General features: G+C 46.3%; 13 protein-coding genes and 1 tRNA gene. 2 read left to right on the forward strand and 12 right to left on the reverse strand.

Features of this window, described 5'->3' with window-relative positions:
• Positions 1-110 precede the first annotated feature (110 nt).
• On the reverse strand, positions 111-365 hold the full coding sequence (gene rpsT / locus GGR07_RS04050) for a 30S ribosomal protein S20 (protein WP_021647402.1): 255 nt from the start codon (positions 363-365) through the stop codon (positions 111-113).
• 42 nt (positions 366-407) lie between these two features.
• Positions 408-479: transfer RNA gene (locus tag GGR07_RS04055), tRNA-Glu, on the reverse strand.
• 826 nt (positions 480-1,305) lie between these two features.
• Here GGR07_RS04055 and recO point away from each other — a divergent pair.
• Both recO and GGR07_RS04065 read left to right on the forward strand, forming a co-directional pair.
• On the forward strand, positions 1,306-2,034 hold the full coding sequence (recO, locus tag GGR07_RS04060; RefSeq protein WP_021647400.1) for a DNA repair protein RecO: 729 nt from the start codon (positions 1,306-1,308) through the stop codon (positions 2,032-2,034).
• A 630-nt stretch (positions 2,035-2,664) separates the two neighbouring features.
• Positions 2,665-3,060, forward strand: coding sequence for a hypothetical protein (locus tag GGR07_RS04065; protein WP_256680554.1), 396 nt, complete (start codon positions 2,665-2,667; stop codon positions 3,058-3,060).
• Between the two features lie 597 nt (positions 3,061-3,657).
• On the opposite strand, the gene GGR07_RS04070 is transcribed toward GGR07_RS04065, so the two are convergent.
• The 10 genes from GGR07_RS04070 to GGR07_RS04115 form a co-directional block, all read right to left on the reverse strand.
• Positions 3,658-4,107, reverse strand: coding sequence for a GatB/YqeY domain-containing protein (locus tag GGR07_RS04070; protein ID WP_021647397.1), 450 nt, complete (start codon positions 4,105-4,107; stop codon positions 3,658-3,660).
• 16 nt (positions 4,108-4,123) lie between these two features.
• Positions 4,124-5,434, reverse strand: coding sequence for a cell division protein FtsZ (ftsZ, locus tag GGR07_RS04075; protein ID WP_021647396.1), 1,311 nt, complete (start codon positions 5,432-5,434; stop codon positions 4,124-4,126).
• A gap of 28 nt (positions 5,435-5,462) precedes the next feature.
• Positions 5,463-6,929, reverse strand: a complete 1,467-nt coding sequence (gene ftsA / locus GGR07_RS04080) for a cell division protein FtsA (RefSeq protein WP_034543064.1) — start codon at positions 6,927-6,929, stop codon at positions 5,463-5,465.
• Positions 6,930-7,011: 82 nt separating this feature from the next.
• Positions 7,012-7,749 carry a cell division protein FtsQ/DivIB gene (locus tag GGR07_RS04085; RefSeq protein WP_021647394.1) on the reverse strand — a complete coding sequence of 246 codons (738 nt, stop codon included), beginning with the start codon at positions 7,747-7,749 and terminating at the stop codon, positions 7,012-7,014.
• Between the two features lie 105 nt (positions 7,750-7,854).
• Entirely contained in the window at positions 7,855-9,255 is a 1,401-nt protein-coding gene (gene murC, locus GGR07_RS04090) for a UDP-N-acetylmuramate--L-alanine ligase (protein WP_034543063.1), read from the reverse strand.
• A 113-nt stretch (positions 9,256-9,368) separates the two neighbouring features.
• Positions 9,369-10,538: an undecaprenyldiphospho-muramoylpentapeptide beta-N-acetylglucosaminyltransferase gene (murG, locus tag GGR07_RS04095; protein WP_021647392.1), complete on the reverse strand. Its 1,170-nt coding sequence runs from the start codon at positions 10,536-10,538 to the stop codon at positions 9,369-9,371.
• A gap of 42 nt (positions 10,539-10,580) precedes the next feature.
• The gene (locus GGR07_RS04100; protein ID WP_021647391.1) at positions 10,581-11,876 is read right to left on the reverse strand and encodes an FtsW/RodA/SpoVE family cell cycle protein; all 1,296 of its coding nucleotides are present in this window, start codon (positions 11,874-11,876) and stop codon (positions 10,581-10,583) included.
• 25 nt (positions 11,877-11,901) lie between these two features.
• On the reverse strand, positions 11,902-13,269 hold the full coding sequence (murD, locus tag GGR07_RS04105; protein ID WP_021647390.1) for a UDP-N-acetylmuramoyl-L-alanine--D-glutamate ligase: 1,368 nt from the start codon (positions 13,267-13,269) through the stop codon (positions 11,902-11,904).
• Positions 13,270-13,294: 25 nt separating this feature from the next.
• Positions 13,295-14,563, reverse strand: a complete 1,269-nt coding sequence (mraY, locus tag GGR07_RS04110) for a phospho-N-acetylmuramoyl-pentapeptide-transferase (protein ID WP_021647389.1) — start codon at positions 14,561-14,563, stop codon at positions 13,295-13,297.
• Between the two features lie 35 nt (positions 14,564-14,598).
• Positions 14,599-16,050, reverse strand: a complete 1,452-nt coding sequence (locus GGR07_RS04115; RefSeq protein ID WP_034543062.1) for a UDP-N-acetylmuramoyl-L-alanyl-D-glutamate--2,6-diaminopimelate ligase — start codon at positions 16,048-16,050, stop codon at positions 14,599-14,601.
• Positions 16,051-16,059: the final 9 nt, after the last annotated feature.

Below are 16,059 nucleotides of genomic sequence, written 5' to 3' on the forward strand. Positions count from 1 at the left end.
CTTATCCGCCGGAAGATTACTTCCTGTATATGGTATATGCAAGAAAGGCCGAACTATAAGTTCGACCTGATGATATGTGGAATTGTTTTTAATTCTTCCTTCTTGTTTTCTTAAGCAAGCTTGTTGATGTGGATGGCCAGCTTGGATTTCAAGTTGTTGGCTTTGTTCTTATGAATGATGTTTCTCTTAGCCAATTTATCCAGCATCTTGGTGACGCTCGGAAACATTGCAACCGCCTCGTCTTTATCTGTCGTTGCGCGAAGCTTCCTAACAGCATTTCTCATGGTCTTGCCATAATATCTGTTGTGAAGTCTTCTTGTTTTTTCCTGTCTGATTCTTTTCAGTGATGATTTGTGATTTGCCATTTCGACTAATCTATTTTTAGTTTTTTTATTCTTTATAAATTGTAGCCCGTGGGGGAATCGAACCCCCCTTTCAAGAATGAAAATCTTGCGTCCTAACCGATAGACGAACGGGCCATTCTATTTTTGCATTTCTGCAGTTTTGCGCTCTTGAATCTGTGTTTGTTTCTCGATTTCGGATGCAAAGGTAGGAACTTTTTTGAAACTGACAAATGTTTCTCGAATATTTTTTGTGCATTTCTTTTTCTTTTCTTTCCCTTGTTTTAATTTGTATCTGATATTCAGTCAGATATCTGTTTCGTGTTTTGCCCTTTTTATTCCGTTACTTGCCATGACGCGACATGTTTGTTTTTGCAAGTCTTCGCTGCCCTCTCTTCATTTTAGATGTTATCGGCAGTATTACAACAACATAGGTGTTGCTGTGATTCTTGGTAGAAAGTTTCATTTCAAACGATGTAGCCGACTCCTAAATTTATCCTCAGGCAATTATTGGTAATCTTTGGCAGAAAGTTTCATTTCAAATGCCATAGACAGTCTTAAAAGAATATGCTTTTGATGAATCCGTGCCCTTTCAAGGGGGGTGACAGGGACTGTAGGGGGGGTAAACAGGGCATTCACGACCTTAAGACAACGGGCAGCTATATTTGACAGAGGCTTGTCTGGGTTTTCAACCTTTGAACATGTGTGGATTCGGAAATGTGTCTGCTGTGTTCGGCAGCACTGTCTGGGTTTTCAACCTTTGAACATGTGTGGATTCGGAAATGTGTCTGCTGTGTTCGGCAGCACTGTCTGGGTTTTCAACCTTTGAACATATGTGGATTCGAAAGTGCGTCTGCTGTGTTCGACAAGGACTGTCGGGTTTTTGAACAAGCATGTTTCTTTTAATTCTCTTTCGGATCGAGATTTTTATGTACATTTGTTGTTGAAACCTGAAACGAACGATATGCTCCAAAAGTCAAAAGGCATAGTGCTCCATACGTTGAAGTACAACGATAATTCCGTTATTGTAGACATGTACACGGAGTTGTCGGGCAGGACCTCCTTCCTTGTGCCTGTTCCGCGTTCGCGGAAAGCTGCGGTGAAGGCGGTGTTGTTCCAGCCTTTGTCTCTTATCGAGTTCGAAGCCGACTATCGTCCCAACGCTACCTTGTACCGGATGAAAGAAGCCAAGTCTTTCTATCCTTTTTCGTCGCTTCCTTATGATCCGTATAAATCCTCCATCGCCCTCTTTCTTGCCGAATTCCTTTATAGGGCGGTGCGTGAGGAGGCGGAAAATAAACCGTTGTTCGCCTACTTGCAGCATTCGGTGGTTTGGTTGGATGAGTGCAGGCAAGGCTTTGCCAACTTCCATCTGGTGTTTCTTATGCGGCTTTCACGCTTTTTGGGGTTTTATCCGAATTTGGAAAACTATCGTCCGGGCGATTATTTCGACCTGCTGAATGCTTGTTTCACATCCACCCGCCCCCGTTTGCATGCGTCGTACATATCTCCCGAAGAGTCGGCACGCGTGTTGCGGCTGATGCGTATGAATTACGACACGATGCACCTTTTCGCCATGAACCGCGTTGAAAGAACCCGCTGTCTGACTATCATCAATGACTATTATCGGTTACATCTGCCAGATTTTCCCGTATTGAAATCGCTGGAGGTGCTTAAAGAGCTGTTCGATTGAACCGGTTCGAATCTCGGCTCTAAGCGCATTTGACGGAGATAGGTGCTTAAAGAGCTGTTTGATTGAACCGCCTTTGATAGTTTTTCTATATGTATAATTATGGTAAGAGATGATCGCACTTATCTATATTAGTAGAACATGTCGTTTCTTCTATAGGTCTAATTATAGCTGTATCCTTAAAGAACTGTTTGATTGAACCGCCCGGCGGATATTTGACGGGCGATGCTTTCCCGCTTGGTCGCAGATCCCTCCCTACGCGCCAATTATGGTTTGGCCGCATGAGGTAAAAAGTACCATGCGTTTCTTCTGACAAGGCGATGAGTTCGCTTCATCTTTTATAATATTGCTGCAAGAGCCTTGTTTAGTTCTACAATTTAGTTGCAAGCTATATATACATATATCTTGCCCTACTTTTTCACTTGTTCCGTTATCCTGATTTTAGTTGACTGCTGTTATTACAATGCCTGTTTAAAGTTGACTCAGTTAATTGCTATTCCTCATTTAAGTTTACTTTATTTGTTTTCCAATTATATCTGACTATATTTCCATAATATTCGTGTAATACAAATGTGTTTTATTCGTGTTTCACAGCAGCCGAGTATTCGTGTAACACATAAAAGGATCAAGATTATGGCAACGATAGCAGAACTGTCAGCATCTTCTTTGGATGCGCTGAAACAAGTGCAACAGGGTAATGATTTTACGATAATTAGAAATAGTGACTTATCCCGGACACACATAAAAAGATTGGTTGATAATCATTTTCTCAAACCCATCATAAAAGGCTGGTACGTGGTTACCGACCCAAGAGTAATGCCGGGTGACAGTACGGCATGGTATGCTTCGTTTTGGAATTTTATCGCCCGGTATGCCGATGAACGCTACGGCAATGAGTGGTGTTTATCCGCCGAACAATCGTTGTCGATATATACAGGTGCTACCATCATACCTAACCAAGTTCTTATAAGAGCGCCTAAAGGCAATGATTATATGGTTCCGTTAATTCCTCCGCCCTTTGATACATAAGAAACGGATTGCTCAGTATCAATGCTTTATCATGGGATACTGTTCCTGATTGCAGACCTATTGTGAACGATAGTTCTTTCCACTTCCGGGATGAAGCAGAGACCGTCGTATCTATTAATGTATGCCCACCGCGCTGACTATATATGCCCACCGTGGTGGCTATATATGGCTACCGTGGTGGCTATATATGGCTACCGTGGTGGCTATATATGGCTACCGTGGTGGCTATATATGGTTACCCATGATGACTATATATGCCTACCATGCTGAGTATATATGTATACCACGGTGAGAAAAAACATCTGTGGAATCAGATAAGAAACCTGCCGGATTGCAATATGATAAGATATTGAGGCTTTAGCTGAAAGCTATAAGAATAAACAGGCTTGTGAGATGAAAGAAGCATAAAAGTCGTTTCAGCGTCAGGAGCATTCGCTGAAACGGCTTTATAAATAAGCATGAAGCAGTTCCAATTATGCGTATGGAACAAATTCCTGACGCTGAAGCGGCTTTATAAATAAGAAGTCTCGGTTACCCCAACAGCAGGGCGATTTCACATCGCTTCACTTTTAAAGCTTTATAGATAAGGAGTTTCAGTTATCCCAACAGTTCTTTTACTTTGGCGGATATGGCACGGCCTTCGGCTATGCCTGCGAGTTTCTTCGAAGCCACTCCCATCACTTTCCCCATATCTTTGCCGCCGATGGCGCCGGTTTCGGCAATGATTTCTTTCAGTGCGGCTTCCAACTCTTCTGCCGAAAGCTGTTTGGGCAGATAGGCTTCCATAACGGCCACTTGCGCCAATTCGGCGTCTGCCAGATCCTGGCGAGCCTGCCCTTTGTAGATTTCGGCGGCATCTTTTCCTTGCTTAACCAGTTTCTGGATAATCTTCAAGGCAGCATCGTCTGTCAACGAATCGTTTGCTCCCGGAGCGGTTTTCGCTTCGATGAAGAACTTCTTTACATTTCTCAAAGTTTCCAAAGCTACTTTGTCCTTAGCTTTCATTGCGTTTTTAATGTCTTCGCTGACTCGGTCGAATAAGTCCATATTTGTATCGGTTTTGTTAGAACGTTATGATTCCATCATTATCTACAGCATCTTCGGCAGCCGCTTCTTCTTCGATGGCTGCTTTCGTCTTTATTTTGGTGAGTGTCGTTTTGTCGCGCAGATAAGCGGGCGAATCTTCCACCATGGCGATGATGTCTTCATTGTCCATATCCTCGCTGTTGAACAGATAAACGTGGCGGCGCTTGCGGATGTTTCTGCTTCCGATACCGCCGGCGCTTTCACCGTAGGCTCTGCGAATGCGCTCTTTGTTCTTCTCTTTCTCCTCTTCGAGTTGCATTTGGCGTTCCTCTTCTTCCTGACTGCGCGCTTCGTGCAGGCTGTCCATACCGGGCACGTCTTCTACGCCGAACCCGGTAGCCAGTACGGTAATCTTTACTTTCGTCTCCAGCGCATTGTCCATGGCCACACCCCATATCACTTCCACACCCTCTCGGAATTTGCTCATGAATTCGTGTATCTCGTTCATTTCCTCCATCATCAATTCCGACGACGGACAGAACGATACGTTGAGCATCACTTTCTTTGCGTTGAAGATGTCGTTATTGTTCAGCAGCGGCGAATGCAAAGCATCGTCGATGGCTTTCGTCACCCGGTTTTCGCCTTCTCCGAATCCGGTGCTCATGATGGCTACGCCACCGTCTTTGAGAATCGTTTTCACATCGGCGAAGTCGAGATTCACCGTACCGCGCATGGTAATGATTTCGGCAATGCTTTTGGCGGCGATAGAAAGTGTGTCATCCGCCTTGCCGAACGCGTTCATAAAGGTAAGGTCGGCATAGATTTCGCGCAGACGCTCGTTGTTGATTACCAACAAGGCGTCGACGTGCCGGGCGATGCGTTCCACTCCGTCCAAAGCCTGAATGATTTTCTTTTCACCCTCGAAGATAAAGGGTATGGTTACGATGCCTACGGTGAGAATATCCATTTCTTTGGCTACACGTGCGATGACAGGAGCCGCTCCCGTACCGGTCCCGCCTCCCATACCGGCAGTGATGAATACCATTTTAGTACCGTCGTTCAGTAATGCCCTGATATCTTCGATGCTTTCTTCGGCAGCGTCGCGCGCACGTTCGGGGCGGTTGCCCGCTCCTAATCCTTGCGTTATGTTGCGTCCCAGTTGTAGTTTCACCGGAACGGGCGATTCCGCCAATGCCTGATTGTCGGTATTGCAGAGAACGAACGTTACGTCGTGTATGCCTTCCCGGTACATGTGGTTTACGGCATTACCTCCACCTCCACCTACACCGATTACTTTGATGATTTTAGGTGAATCGGTCGGGAAATCGAATTGTACTATCTCGTCCATATCTTAATTTGTTATTGTTTTATCACATTTAGTTCATTTTATCATCTTCAAAGAAGTCTTTGGTGATGGCGTCTATTTTGCGCTGAATCCAGCTTGGGCCTGCCGCTTTTTTTCTGGCTTCTTTCTCCTCTCTCTCTCTCTCTTTGCGCTTTCTCTCCTCTTCTTTAGCAGCAGCTTTAGCGGCTTTCTCTTCTTGTTCGCGCTTCAATTTGGCTTGTCTGGTTTGCTCTTGTAGTTCCAGATCGTCTTCAAACATGTCGCCGGTTTGTTCTTTGCCGGCTTGTCCATCGATTTTCAGACCAGGGTGAGTGTTTGCCCTGACCGCTTCGGGCTGTACGGTTTCCATAAGGCAGCAGTTTTGGTTTCCTTCGAACAGAAGACCGAACAAGGTGTTTTGCGAACCGTCTTTTTTCAAGATTTCGCCATACGCATGAACCGTGTTGCGTGGAAGTTTGGCTACGCGTATTTTATCTATCTTGCTACGCTTGCGCAGCATTTCGTCAAGATTCTTCAGATTTATGGCGCCTCCTGTGATAACAAGTCCTGCCAACAGCTTGTCTTCGTAGCCGGAAAGCTGGATTTGATTCCAGACATTCGAGATGATTTCTTCAGCCCGCGCCCCGATGATTTCGTTCAGTTGGCTCACCGTGATTGTCCGGCTTTCGTCTTCCAGCTTGCAAACAGCCGGCTGCTCTTCATTCTCTTCTTCGTATAGAGCGTCTCCGTAAGTCTTTTTCAACCGTTCGGCTTCCTCTTCCTCTATCTGTAAGGTTGTGATGTCCCTCGTAATACTGTTTCCTCCCAAAGGCAATACGGTGAGAAAACGGAGAATGTTGTTCTTGTACACGGAGATCGTAGTGGTATCCGCTCCGAAATCGACAAGGGCGCAGCCCGAACGGCGTTCGCTTTCGGTCAACACCGCGTTGGCGGTAACCAGAGGCGATACGAGCTGTTCGGCGATTTCTATCTTCGCCTGCCGGAAGCAATGTTCTAAATTCTTTCGCAAAGAAGCGCGGGCAACAATATTGAGGAAACGCCCTTCGATATGGCTTCCCACTACGCCGACAGGATTGGCTTGAAGATTATTCCCTATTTTATATTCTTGCGGAGCCACTTCCAGCACCTCCATATCCACTAACGGAACCGAAATATTCTCATCACCTATACCGCTTATAATCTTTTCCGAAATGACCGTTTCTTCTTCCAGATCGCGGCTTACCACATTGCGAACGGTGCGGATAGACTGTCCTCCAATGCCTACATACACTTTGGCAATCGAGTTCTTCAACTCGCTTTCCAGCCTGTTGATGATGGAAGTAAGGCTCTGCGCCGTCTTATCTAAGTTGAAGATTATGCCTTTGCGGATAAAAGTTGAAGAATCTTCCTGAGCATAAGCCAGCACTTGCATGCTTCCGTCGCTGTTCTTTTTTCCAGCCACACCGGCTATCTTCGATGAACCCAGCTCAATGGCGGCGATAAATTCTGTTGTTGCCATGTCTATATTTATTTTTTATAATATTCAAATAAGCTCATTGCGGCGATACATCCTGTCGCTGATGCTTCTCGCCGGTTGTTAATCATTCTCTTTTGGTGCAAATGATTTGATTGCCAAACTCCAGATTGATGCGTGAATACTTGTTCCACCCTACTTGGTTGAGACCTTTTTCATAGAATATCTTCAGCCTGTCCAGTTTGTTCTCAAAGTTCTCCATTTTTCCGAGATAAATTAGATGGTCGCCTACACGGGGCACCAATTCGATTCCGTGGTTGGGCAGAACATTTATTTGTTCTATCTGTGCATCCCAGAACTTATTGTTTTGCAAAAATACACCAAACTTATATAAATCCCTCATTGCAAACGACTTTTCTACATTTCCGGTCACAATTGCCAAATGGGCGACGCATTTCGCTTCCAACGGCATGATTTTTCCTTTGTTGTCTATGTAGTAATTTTCGCCGTTCGCGCTCATTACACGAAGGATGGGGATTCGTTGCGTTACTTCCACACATACCTTTCCGCTGGGGGTTTTATAGCATTCCGCTTCGTCAATTAACGGGTGTTTGCCCAATTCGCGCTCCAGCGATTTGGTGGAAATGCTTTTCATCTGTTTCCCGATGGGATAAATGCCTTTGCGTTCAAGGATTCCTTGTAACTCTCCTTTTGTTATAAAACCAGCATAGGCCGTATCCTTGATGACCAACTCCATATCGCGGCAGGTCTGATGGACAGGTTTGCGGTTGAAAGCAGTCACGGCTATACCTAAATAAGCCATAAGCGCTAATATGACAATGAATAGAAGGATTCTCTTGACCATTATTTTTCTCGTTTTTGTTTTTTCAATAAGCTAATGCGTTCTGAAGAGTTGGCTGCGAGTACAAGTTGCACCATTTGTTTCCGGACTCTTCATTCTTCCTTCGTCTTATGAACTCACTTCTTTATTTTCTTGTCCCTTTGTCAGTTCATTTACTATTTCGGGTACATAATTGTCTATGTCTCCGGCTCCCAAAGTAATCAAAACTTCAATCTGTTTTGTTCTTAGCAGACCCGGTATCTCTTCTTTCTTACACAAGCTCTTTTCAATTCCCGGGCGAAGGTTGTCGTAGATAAGGCGGCTGCTTACACCCGGTATGGGAGTTTCGCGTGCCGGATAAATATCTGTGAGGATGACCTCGTCAAGCAGAGATAAACTATCTGCGAAATCCTCGTAGAAATCGCGTGTGCGTGTGTACAAATGAGGTTGAAAGATGGCTGTGATCTTTTTATCCTTATACAGCTCGCGGATCGAGAGCACACTTTGTTTTATTTCCGAAGGATGATGAGCGTAATCGCTGAGGAATACAAGCCGGTCGTTCTTTATCTTGAAGTCGAACCTGCGGTCTACCCCTCGGAAATTGCCCATTCCCTGTTTGATTTCTTCGTCGGTGGCTCCGTTCAGGTTAGCCAATGCCATAGCAGCTACCCCGTTCTCTATATTGATGCTTACGGGCACTCCCAATTGAATGTCGTTGATACGGGTATCCGGCGCTACGAAATCTATAAAGATTTCACCGTTCCCTATGCGGATGTTTTCGGCATGAAAGTCTCCTTCGTCACGCGAGTACGTGTACACGCGTACGCCGTCGTTTACTTTAGGTTGCAGTGATATCCCTTTGCGGATGATTAAGGCGCCTCCCGGTTGGATGAGACTTGTGTAATGCTCGAAACTCTTCAGATAGGCTTCCGCTGTTCCGTAAATATCGAGATGGTCGGGGTCGGTGGAAGTAACGACCGACATGTAAGGAGAAAGCCAATGGAAAGAGCGGTCGAACTCATCTGCCTCGATCACTGTGTAAGGGCTTTCTTGTGAAAGCAACAGGTTGGTTACGTAATTCTTTGATATTCCTCCGAGGAAAGCCGTGCATCCCACATGCGACTGATGCAATAAATGCGCAGCCATGCTCGAAGTGGTGGTCTTTCCGTGTGTACCTGCCACACATAAGGCCTTGCTCGAGTGAGTAATCGTTCCCAATACCTGGGCACGCTTCTGTATCTCGAATCCGTTGCTGCGGAAATACGTCAGCTCTGCATGGTCTTCCGGAACGGCAGGTGTCAATACGACCAATGTACTTTTTTTATTCCTGCATGCCTGAGGAATCAAATCGACATTCTCTTCATAATGTATTTGTGCGCCCTCCGCGATAAGCTCTTCTGTCAGAGGGGTAGCGGTCCGGTCGTATCCTGCCACCGTTTTTCCTTTGGAAAGGAAATAACGTACAAGCGCACTCATGCCGATCCCTCCCGCACCTACAAAATAAACTGATTCTATGGTTTCAATATTCATCAATGAATTTATTCTTTTTATAATTAAACTTTTTATTTGCTGAAGCTCGCAAGGCTTATTTCATCACGTTTTCAGATTCCATTGCTGTCGAACCGGAAGTTGTGCCTTTTGTATCATCTGTCGCGCCGTTCTGCCAGTTTCAGTACTTCCTGTGCAATGATTCGTGCAGAATCGGGTAGCGCCAACCGGGCAATGTTTTCGCTCAGCTCTTTCAGTTTCCGCTCGTTGTTCACTGCGATCACTGCCGTTTCTATCAGCTTCTGTTCGGCATCGCTGTCTTTTACGTAGATGGCAGCTTCTTTATTCACCAGTGCCAATGCGTTTTGTGTCTGGTGATCTTCGGCTACATTGGGTGAAGGAACCAGAATTACGGGTTTGTGCAGCAGGCAGAACTCTGAAATAGATCCGGCGCCTGCGCGGGAGATAACCAAGTCGGCCGCAGCGTATGCTGCTGCCATGTCCTTGATGAAGTCCGTTATATGAAGGTTAGCTATTTCTCCGGCTTCTTGCACCGTTTTCATCACTTGCGGATAATAATATTTTCCGGTTTGCCATATAAACTGAACCTCTTTGTTTGCCCGAATCTTCTCCAATCCGGCGGTTAAAGTCCGGTTGAACGTTCCCGCTCCCAGACTGCCTCCTACAATCAATATGGTCTTTTTCCCCGGTGTCAATCCGAAAGAGCGCAACGCGTCTTCTTTCAGCGGCATGTCTTTTGTCAGGTTTTGCCGCACAGGATTCCCGGTCATGATGATTTTATCCGCAGGGAAAAACTTTTCCATCCCCTCATAGGCTACACATATCTTTTTAGCTTTCTGTGCCAGCAACTTATTGGTTACTCCGGCGTAAGAGTTTTGCTCCTGAATGAGTGTGGGCACTCCCATCATTCCGGCCGTTTTCAATGTCGGACCGCTGGCGTATCCTCCTACTCCTACCGCTACTTGCGGGCGAAAGTTCTTAATAATTTTCCGTGCCCTCCACTGGCTACGTACCAATTTGAACAGTACGCCCACATTTTTCCATAGATGTTTCCGGTCGAAGCCGGCAACCGGCAGCCCGATGATTTCGTATCCGGCATCCGGAACCCGCTGCATTTCCATGCGTCCTTCGGCTCCTACAAAAAGGATTTTGGCATTCGGACGCAACTCCATGATGGCGTTCGCGATGGATATCGCCGGAAAGATATGTCCTCCTGTGCCGCCACCACTGATAATGATCCGGAGATCGGCTCCGTCATTACTTAATGGCGAAGCCGGGTTATGATTGTTTTCGCACTTGTTCATACACACTATATATTATATAGGTTTATTTTTAGTTTAGGCACTTTATTCAAACTTCGAATCGTTATTCAGCATTTCCGAAGTAGGTTCCACAGCGGTTTGCGCTTGCGATTCTGCCGTACCGGCTTCTATCTGCATCTGTATCTGGGCGTCGTGCGCCTTCTGTTCTTCCAATCGGGCTGTATACCGGCTTATACTCAGAATCATTCCGATATATGCGCAATTGATTAATGTACTTGTCCCACCTTTACTTATTAAAGGCAGGGGTTGTCCGGTTACCGGGAACAAGCCGACGGCAACCATCATGTTCAATATGGCTTGCGATACCAGTAATAAGGCAATTCCCATGACCAGAAAAGCAGGGAACGTACGGTCGCACTTTTGGGCGATTCGCCCGGCGCGTATCAATAACCACAGATAGAGGAAAACGACAAATATCCCTCCGATCAACCCCATCTCTTCAATTACAATGGCGAATATGAAGTCGGAGAAAGCCTGACTCAGGAAATCGCGTTGTATAGAGTTGCCCGGCCCTTTGCCTACTACATTGCTGGTGGCAATGGCAATGCGGGCATGCGCAATTTGCCCGTCCTTGTCGATATCGAATCTGGCTGCGGGAACTTCTTCTTTGTCGAAGAAGCCTTTGATACGGTTCTGCCATGTTTCCAACCGGTGAAGACCGGGAGTGTTGTGCAATGTTTTCGCGGGAATGGCTACTACGGTCCCTACGCCGATGGCTCCTATCAATACGATTCCCCCTACCAGTAATAAGAGTTTTTTGGCAGCCACTCTTCCGATAAACATCATGATGAACACTACGCCGAATAGTAACATTGCGGTGGAGAGATTTTCAGGCGCAATCAGCAGAAGAGCGATTCCGGTGATGATCATAATGTACTTGAATGCTTTGGGGTTGGCCCCTTCGTCATCCTGCCGCTTTGAAAGGATGAAGGAAACGGCTATGATAATAGCCATCTTTGCCAGCTCCGACGGTTGAAACTGCACTCCCATAAATGTCATCCAGCGGGCGGCTCCGTTCACACGGTCACCCGTAACAATACCCATTATGGTAACGAAAGCCAATAGAAGTAATGAGATCGGATATAAGAACACAGGAAATACCTGAAACCATTTGTATGGAATATTGTGCATCAGCACCACCAACACGGCGCCTACCATCAGAATTACGGAATGCTGTGTGATTGGGCCCCAATGGTCGCCGCTTTTGTAAGTCAGTGTAGACGCGGCAGAAAACACCTCGACAATGGAAATCAGACAGAGACAGAGGAAAATGATCCAAATCACTTTGTCTCCTTTGAATATGTTTTTTAATAGATCCACGTTTTTACTGATTTAATGGTTGTTATTAAAGTTCTCTTACGTATTTCTTGAACTGGTCTCCACGATCTTCGTAGCTATCGAACAGATCGAATGAAGCGCAGCAAGGGCTCAATAGAACGGTCTCTCCTTTTTTAGCGAGCTTGTAGGCCGCCTCTACCGCATCCTTCATTCCGGTTTGTATGTCGGCTACCGGAAGTCCGAGGCGGTCGAAGAATTCGTGCAGTTTTTCGTTATGGAGTCCCAGATATACCAGTGCGGAGCATTTTTCCCGCACCATATCTTCGATCTCGGAATAATCGTTCCCCTTATCCTTTCCGCCGATGATCAGGACTACCTTGGTCGTCATGCTTTGAAGAGCGTACCAACAGGAATTTACGTTGGTTGCTTTCGAGTCGTTTATAAAATCGATGCCGCGTACGCGGGCGACTTTCTCCAACCGATGTTCTACACCTTTAAAATCGGAAAGCGCCTTACGTATATTCTCTTTCGTAATACCTGCCAGATTAGCCGAAATACCGGCGGCCAAAGAGTTGTATAGATTGTGTTGCCCCGTAAGTGCCAGCTCTTCCTGCTCCATGTTGAATGCAATAGGCTCGGTTATTTTCACTTCATTGTCTTCCACATAGGCGATGGCTCCTTCCTCTTTGACTGCGGCAAATGGATAAAGATGGGCTTGCAATCCGTGTTTGGCCAACTCTTGCTTGATGATCGGGTCGTCGTTCCAGAATATAAAGGCATCATCGGAGGTCTGGTTTTGGGTGATGCGGAATTTGGCGTCAATGTAGTTCTGCATGCAGTGATCATACCGGTCCAGATGATCGGGGGTGATATTCATCAGTACGGCTATGTTGGCGCGGAAATTATACATATTGTCCAACTGAAACGAACTCAATTCGATAATGTAGTAGTCATGTTCTTCTTCGGCTACTTGCAGAGCCAGGCTCTTGCCGATGTTTCCTGCGAGACCGACATTGAGCCCTGCACTCTTGAAAATATGATAGATCAATGAAGTTGTCGTTGTTTTCCCGTTTGACCCGGTAATGCAAATCATTTTCGCGTCCGTATAGCGCCCGGCGAACTCAATTTCGGAAATAACGGGGATGCCCTGAGACTTCAGTTTACGAATTAAAGGAGCGTCGTTTGGAATTCCGGGACTCTTAATCACCTCATCAGCATTTAGAATCAATTCTTCGGAATGATGCCTCTCTTCCCAAGCAATCCCGTGGTTGTCCAGTAACTCTTTGTATCTGGCTTTGATGGACGATGTGTCTGAAACAAAAGTATCGAACCCTTTCGTTTGGGCAAGTACGGCTGCACCGGCGCCGCTTTCACCCGCTCCTAAGACGACTATCCGCTGTTTCTTTGCTTCCTTTTCTGTATTTCCTGTATTCATCTGAAAGCTTTCTTATATGATTCTTTTATCTAATCTTCAATGTAATAATGGTTATGGCTGCCAGCACGATGGTTGCGATCCAGAAACGTACGGTAATCTTCGATTCGTGGAATAGCTTGTTCGGTCCGGTGAATTTGACGGAGCATCCTGATTCCACCAGATCCATCGATGTCCGGAAGTGGTCGTGGATGGGCGTCCGTTTAAACAATCGTTGTTTTACTCCTTTCCGTTTGCCTGCTTTGTAATAGTATCGTTGCAGGATGACTGAAAGATTCTCCGCCAGAAACACTCCGCATAAAATGGGGATGAGCAGTTCTTTATGGATGATGATGGCGAATACGGCGATGATCCCTCCGATGGTCAGACTACCGGTATCTCCCATGAAAACCTGTGCCGGATAAGCATTGTACCACAAGAAACCTATCAAAGCTCCGATAAAGGCACAGATGTAGATAACCAGCTCCTCTGTGCCCGGAATATACATGATATTGAGGTAACTGGCAAACTCGATGTGTGAAGACACGTATGCCAGTATTCCCAGCGTAGCCCCTATGATTGCCGAGTTTCCGGCAGCCATTCCGTCCATACCGTCGTTCAGATTGGCGCCGTTCGAAACTGCGGTTACGACAAATATGGTGATGATGACAAACAATACCCATCCTGCAGTTTGCGCGTGATCGCCCATGAAAGCAACCAGGTCTGCATAGTCGAGGTTGTTGTTTTTGAAGAAAGGAATGGTGGTTTTTGTCGATTTTAAATCATTGGTTCCATGTATCACCTCCATTTCTTGCCCGGGATGATGGACTTCTATATTTTCACGGATAACCACATCGGGACTTAGGTACAGAGTAAGCCCTACGATGAGTCCCAACCCTACTTGACCGATGACCTTGAACTTACCATGCAGCCCTTCTTTGTCTTTTTTGAATATTTTGATATAATCGTCAGCAAATCCGAGTGATCCCAGCCATACGGTCGTAATGAGCATCAGCAGCATATACACATTGTGCAACTTCCCCAACAAGAGGCAGGGGATAAGAATGGCTACAATGATGATGACACCCCCCATGCTCGGTACCCCCACCTTGTTGATTCCGAACGGGTCGATGGCAGCATCTCTTTGTGTTTCCGTAATCTGCTTTTTTTTTAGCAGATCGATAAACTTATCGCCCCAGATACTTGAAATAAGCAAAGCGAGGATGACCGCCATCAGCGCGCGGAACGAGGTGTAGCCGAACATTCCTGCGCCGGGAAAATTGAGCTTGTGTAGCCAGTCGAATAGGTAATATAACATTTTGTTGCGTAATTATTAGTAGTTAATGCTGTTCATTAACCGTTGAAACAGCTGATTAATATCTCTTTATCGTCGAAGTGATGTTTCACCCCTTTTATTTCCTGATAGTTCTCATGCCCTTTTCCGGCTACGAGTACCACATCTCCTTTCTCTACCAGCATGCAGGCGGTACGGATAGCTTCTTTCCGGTCGACGATGCTGATTGTCTTTTTCCTGTCTTCGGTATCCAGTCCGGCAAGCATGTCGTTTATAATCTCTTGCGGATCTTCGAAACGCGGATTGTCGGATGTGATGATTACGCGATCGCTGTTTCTCACCGCCTCTTTTGCCATGATAGGGCGTTTCCCCTTATCGCGGTTGCCTCCCGCTCCGATTACTGTGATAACTTTTCCTTTCCCTTCAAGCACTCCGTGAATGGCGTTGAGCACATTTGCAAGAGCGTCCGGTGTATGCGCATAGTCCACGATGGCAGTGAACCCCTGCGGAGAGCGTATGGCCTCGAAACGTCCGGAAACCGGATGCAACGTGCTGAGAGCAACGAGCACTTCTTCTTCTTTTTTACCCAAGAGAACCGCAGCGCCGAATACGGCCAGCAGGTTGGACGCATTGAATTTACCGATAAACCGGACTGCTATTTCCTTGTTGTTGAAGTCGAGTAGCATTCCTTCGAAATGCGATTCCAATACTCTTCCTTTGAAGTCGCTGAGGCTTCTCAGTGAATAGGTGTATACTTTCGAACGCGTGTTTTGCGTCATCACCAATCCGTTCCTGTCGTCGAGATTGACGAGGCTGAACGCATCTTTCGGCATGTCGTCGAAGAACTTCTTCTTGGCTTTCAGATAGTTCTCCACTGTTTTGTGATAGTCGAGGTGGTCGCGGGTCAGGTTGGTGAAGATTCCTCCCGCAAATTTAAGTCCGCTGATGCGCTTTTGCGCGATGGCGTGCGAGCTCACTTCCATAAACACGTACTTGCACCCCTCGTCTGCCATTCGTCCCAGCAGGCGGTTCAAGGTAATGGGATCGGGGGTGGTATGCTCGGTTGGAATTGCCTCGTCGTCGATATAATTGCAAACCGTAGAAAGCAAGCCGACCTTATATCCGAAGTAACGAAACGTATTATATAATAAGGTGGCGATTGTTGTCTTTCCGTTGGTTCCGGTCACGCCTACCAGTTCTATTTTCGAGGTAGGGTCGCCATAGAAGCATGTAGCCAGCTTGCCTGTAGCGTCTTCACTGTTTTTCACCTGAACATAGGTAACCCCTTCTTTACGGCTTTCCGGAATCTCTTCGCAGAGAATGGCAACCGCTCCTTTTGCAATGGCTGCCGCAATATAGGCATGCCCGTCGGTTTGTGTTCCGCGCATCGCCATGAACAGATGCCCGTCTTCTACCCGGCGGGAGTCGATATTGATTCCGGTGATTTCTATATTCGGATCTCCGGCTATTTGTACCGGTTGTATGGCTTTCAGTAATTCTTTTAATATCATCTTTCCGAT

Source organism: Bacteroides pyogenes (genome assembly GCF_014196225.1).
GTDB lineage: Bacteria > Bacteroidota > Bacteroidia > Bacteroidales > Bacteroidaceae > Bacteroides > Bacteroides pyogenes_A.